At 57.7% G+C, this 4,410-nt stretch carries 3 protein-coding genes; 1 reads left to right on the forward strand and 2 read right to left on the reverse strand.

Annotated features, from left to right (window positions below; genetic code table 11):
• Positions 1-337: 337 nt before the first annotated feature.
• The gene (locus RMO15_RS02580; RefSeq protein ID WP_309707519.1) at positions 338-1,597 is read right to left on the reverse strand and encodes an acyl-CoA reductase; all 1,260 of its coding nucleotides are present in this window, start codon (positions 1,595-1,597) and stop codon (positions 338-340) included.
• A 24-nt stretch (positions 1,598-1,621) separates the two neighbouring features.
• On the opposite strand from RMO15_RS02580, the gene RMO15_RS02585 reads away from it, so the two are divergent.
• Positions 1,622-3,331, forward strand: a complete 1,710-nt coding sequence (locus RMO15_RS02585) for an AAA family ATPase (protein ID WP_309707521.1) — start codon at positions 1,622-1,624, stop codon at positions 3,329-3,331.
• A gap of 157 nt (positions 3,332-3,488) precedes the next feature.
• Here RMO15_RS02585 and RMO15_RS02590 read toward each other — a convergent pair.
• A partial coding sequence (locus RMO15_RS02590) for a phosphotransferase (RefSeq protein WP_309707523.1) occupies positions 3,489-4,410 on the reverse strand: 922 nt, incomplete at its 5' end.

A 4,410-nucleotide genomic window follows, 5' to 3' on the forward strand; every position in this document is an offset into this window, starting at 1 on the left:
GCCGCCGCCGCCGCCAACCAGGAGGATCGCATCCCGGTGCGAATCTGCATGCTGTAAAACCTCTCTTCTCGGTCGTTCGCCAGAGTCAATCCCTAGCTAAAATTGCCGAAAACCTACGCTCGCTTTATTCAAGCCAGTGCAGGTATTTTCCTTCTTTAAGTTACGAAAATTTCACGGGGTATCATTGTCCCCTCAAGGACTACCCCATTCGATTACAAAGCCGCCGCTATTGTTCCGCAAACCTACTAGTTTTGTCAAGCGGCTCACCTCGGACCTCCGACACCTGGGAAACAGAATCCCCCTCCGCGGACAAAAATACAGTGCCCCCGTGAAGAAGTCATGAAGCCAGCGATTTTACCAACCACGCTCGCAAGTCCACGCCCCCATTGCGCCAGTCCAGCGGCGGCGTCTGCATCTCACCCGCCTGACAAATCCGCGAAACCCCTTCTGCTTTGATTGCCATTTCAAGCTCGCTGGAAAGCTCGCACCCGACTCCAACCGAAGAGAGTCGTCCTTTGGCGATGCCTAGATAATTTCCAAATTCGGTCAGTTTCTCTAACGGAATCAAATGAAGCACTCTATGCCCCATGAGGCTAGGCAAGGCACACTGGTCTGGATGTATGACTAATGTCCAACGCAGCTCAGAATCCCCTAGCACCTCACAGCCCTGCATGAGCGCAAGGTCACGTGCTTCTCGAACAACACTACACTCTGCGGGATCGGTGGGCAGTGGCAAACTAAGCTGATGGACAACCGACGGCATCTCACAGGCAAGCATTTCCCGCATGGCATCTATCCAGCTTTTCTGCATAAAAATCGCTTGGAGCGAGAGACAACCTGCCTGATCATAAACGAGGAAATCTTGGGCAAATCCCAAAGTTACTTTTACAGCCAAGGTCAGCGAGTCATTGAACTCCGTAAAAGAATCTTCCCCCGTCCAAATTCCAATGCTCAAAGCGTGCCCAAAGCCCTGAAATGGCGTTGCTTTGGGAGTGGCTTCGCGTAGTGTCGCGATGGTTTCGTCGCTGCCATAGGCAATCACAGCATCGGTATTTTGGATGAGAACGTGGGTTCGAGGGTCGTCGCCAGGAAAGAGATCAAGGTGCAGAAATACGGCGACTTCTGGATCAATCTCGGCGAGCGTCTCGACGAAGTGGCGCGTCCAGATCACTTCGTCACGGCTTTGTTTGATAAAGACAGGAATGCCGAGAAGCACGGCATAATGGAGCACAGGCCAGGCGAGAAGAGGCGTGTTTCCCGCGAGAATCAGCGCGAGGACGCCCGGCGTCTCCATATTTTCCGGCTCGGAGCAGGGCGGGGCGGAGCGGGCGAGGGCTTCGATTCCTTGGTGTACTTGAACCCAGGGAAATCCGCCCGAACCCACCCGGCTACTCGCACCACTCGTATCCACCCTCCCTTGAACCAAGGGAGGGTCGGCGAAGTGAGGAACGAACGGAGCCGGGGTGGGTTCGGGCGGCGCGAGACAGACCTGCTGCCAGAATTTCTCTAGGGCGGCGAGGCGGCGCTCTACGGGAATCGGAGGAAGTTCCCGGAGTTTTGCCAAGGCTTCCCTGACCGTTTGAGGAGTGGTTTCCATACGCCTGACAGGTATAATACCTCCATGGCACGACGAGATAACCGACGGGGAGATTCGCAGGCTCAAGAGACCGATGAGATGCAGCTGCGGGCTGTGGGACTGGTAGACGAGCTACTGGCAATGACTTCGCCCTCCGACCCGAAGTACCAGTACTTACTCCTTCTACGCCACCAGCTCGAAACCGATGAGCGGCAGATGCGCGATGCCCAGGAAGTTCTGGAGCAGTTCGAGGATGCCTACGCCAAGCTCACGGAGACGGCGAGTAAGATCGGGATGTATCTCGGGCCACTGGAAAATAGTAAGAAAGTCTTTCTGGCTGTTGGCGATGGCGAGTATGTGGGAAACGTCGATCCGAAGCTAGAGGCCGACGCGCTGACCATTGGCGACCGCGTGGTTGTCAATGATGCATTTGCCGTGGTGCAGGTTCTACCGCCCCATGTTGCCGGACCACTAGTAAAAGTCGGTGAGGTGCTAGAGGACAACCGGCTCCGGGTTGGCGGTGATACCCAGGGGCTCAACTCACGTATTGTGGGACGAGGCGAGGCGCTTCAATTTGCTGATCTCAAAGTCGGCGATGAAGTGCGTATGGACCCGACGGGCAAGCTGGCGATGGAACACTTCCCCAAAGCAGAAAGCAAGGATTTCTTCCTGGAAGAAGTCCCACAAGTGCCCTGGGAAAAAGTGGGCGGCCAAGACGAGGTTATCGAGATTATCCGCGATGCCATCGAGAAGCCCCTGCTCTACCCGGAGCTCTACGAGCGCTTTGGCAAGCGTCCACTGAAGGGAATCCTACTCTACGGCCCTCCCGGCTGCGGCAAGACCCTGATTGGCAAAGCCACGGCCTATAACCTCACCAAAGAGTACAACCAGCAGACCGGCCAGAACCTCAAAGAGTACTTCATGTACATCAATGGCCCCAAGATTCTCAACATGTGGCTGGGTGAGAGTGAGCGCCAAGTGCGCGAGATCTTCGCCACGGCCCGCGAGAAGGCAAAAGAGGGTCACCTAGTCTTTATCTTTATTGACGAGGCCGAGTCTATTCTGCGCACCCGCAACTCGGGACGCTGGACCAATATCTCCAACACTGTGGTACCACAGTTCTGCGCCGAGATGGATGGTCTGGTCTCCAGTGCCAATGTCGTGGTGATGCTGACGAGTAACCGCCCGGACTACATTGACCCCGCGATTCTCCGCCCAGAGCGCATTGACCGCCGCGTTCGTGTCAAGCGCCCCGACCGCAAGGCCGCCAAGGATATTCTCTCGATCTACCTGAATGAGAGCGTCCCGATGGACTGTGCGCTTCTGGAAACGCACAACGGCGACAAGCGTGCCGCCGCGGCTGAGCTTGTGGACAATACGGTCGCGAACCTCTGGCGAAAAGATGCGGATACAGAGTTTCTCGATGTCTTCAACCGCAACGGCGGGACGGAGCGGCTCTACTGGAAGGACTTGGTCTCCGGTGCGCTTCTCAGCTCGCTTGTCGAGCGTGCCAAGGACTTTGCCATCAAGCGTGCCATCGCCACCGGCAACCACTCCGAAGGCCTGACCCAAGACGATCTCTACAAAGCCCTCGCGCTGGAGTTCAAGGAAAACGAGATCTTCCCCAAGAGCGACGCCGTCGAGGACTGGATGATGCTGCTAGACCAGGCTCCCGAAAACGTCGTGGATGTTAAACCCATCCGGCAAGGCACACGCGGTAAGGGAACGGCGAAAGCCGCCAGCGGCGTGATCTAAAAGCAAGTAGAGGACGAGTAATGGCTTCCTTCATCCAAGTGCTAGGTGGAGGGAGCTTTTTTTATGTTTGGGCAACACTCAGCGCAATAAGCTTCTCCTCATCGAAGAAGAGACGCACGGGAGTGGCGTTTTGTGCGTTGAGAGAGACGATCATGGCTTAGCACAGCTCCGCGGCTTTTCGGAGGAAGAACTTCACGCCGCCTTGGTGTTCGTGTTGGGCGCAGGGCTCCATGGCGAGGTGGATGTGGCGGTAGCTGATGGCGTGATGGAGCGCGATCAGCGGAGCAATGATATCCCAGGGGGGCAGCGGGGCACTCCAGGCGGCGTAGAGAGCTCGTGCGGCCTCATCGGTCTCCTCCCAGAGCGGAGTGAGGACATCAAGCCACGGGAGGCCCACACTGGCGTCTGTCCAGTCGAAGTAGAGCAAACCGTTCCCTCCTGAGGCGACATTGCCGGTATGGAGATCGCCGTGCACCAGGCCGCAGGGAGCATCGGCAAAGGGAGCGATGCGGGCTTGCCAGTCTGTGGAGAGAAGTTTCTCGCGCTGGGGGTCGGTGAGAAGACTGAGCCAGTGCTCGTCCGTCAGGAGAAGCGCAAGTTCCAAGAGCCCGTGCGCGGGTCGGCGGTCGACACAGCCAAGCGCGATAAGCTCGGAGTCTTGCCCCAGGGTCGTATGTTGAAGCTGCGAGTAGTCGGTAAGCGCCAGGGGATTCGAGCCAGCACCGTGGGTTTCCTGTAGGTTTGGGCCGAAGTCGGGGAGCAGCATCCAGCCGCGCTCGGGGTCAATGGCGAGCGGACTAGGAACACGACCAGGAAGGCGCTCGGCGAGGTTTTGGGTCACCAGCGACTCGTTGGCAAAGAGCTTCGGCTGCTGATTGGTGGCCTTGAAGTAGACCGTGCCCCGCCCCGTCTCCGCGCGGATCACGCACGAGAGGCTCCAGGACTTGATCTCTTTCCAGGAGTTTAGGCCCTCGGCGTGTGCGGTGATCCAGGAAAGCGCGGTCTCCAGCCAGCCTTCGTAGCCCCACGGGACGCGGAGTGGGTGCGGCTCGTGAACCGCACTTGGGAGTTCAGCTTCG

Origin of the sequence: Armatimonas sp., from assembly GCF_031410135.1 — a bacterium.
In the GTDB taxonomy this organism is placed as follows: Bacteria; Armatimonadota; Armatimonadia; order Armatimonadales; family Armatimonadaceae; genus Armatimonas.

What these genes read in the sequence shown, in the direction of transcription:
- RMO15_RS02585 (WP_309707521.1), top strand. Translation starts at nt 1,622, where the DNA reads ATGGCACGACGAGATAACCGACGGGGAGATTCGCAGGCTCAAGAGACC.
- RMO15_RS02580 (WP_309707519.1), bottom strand. Translation starts at nt 1,597, where the DNA reads ATGGAAACCACTCCTCAAACGGTCAGGGAAGCCTTGGCAAAACTCCGG.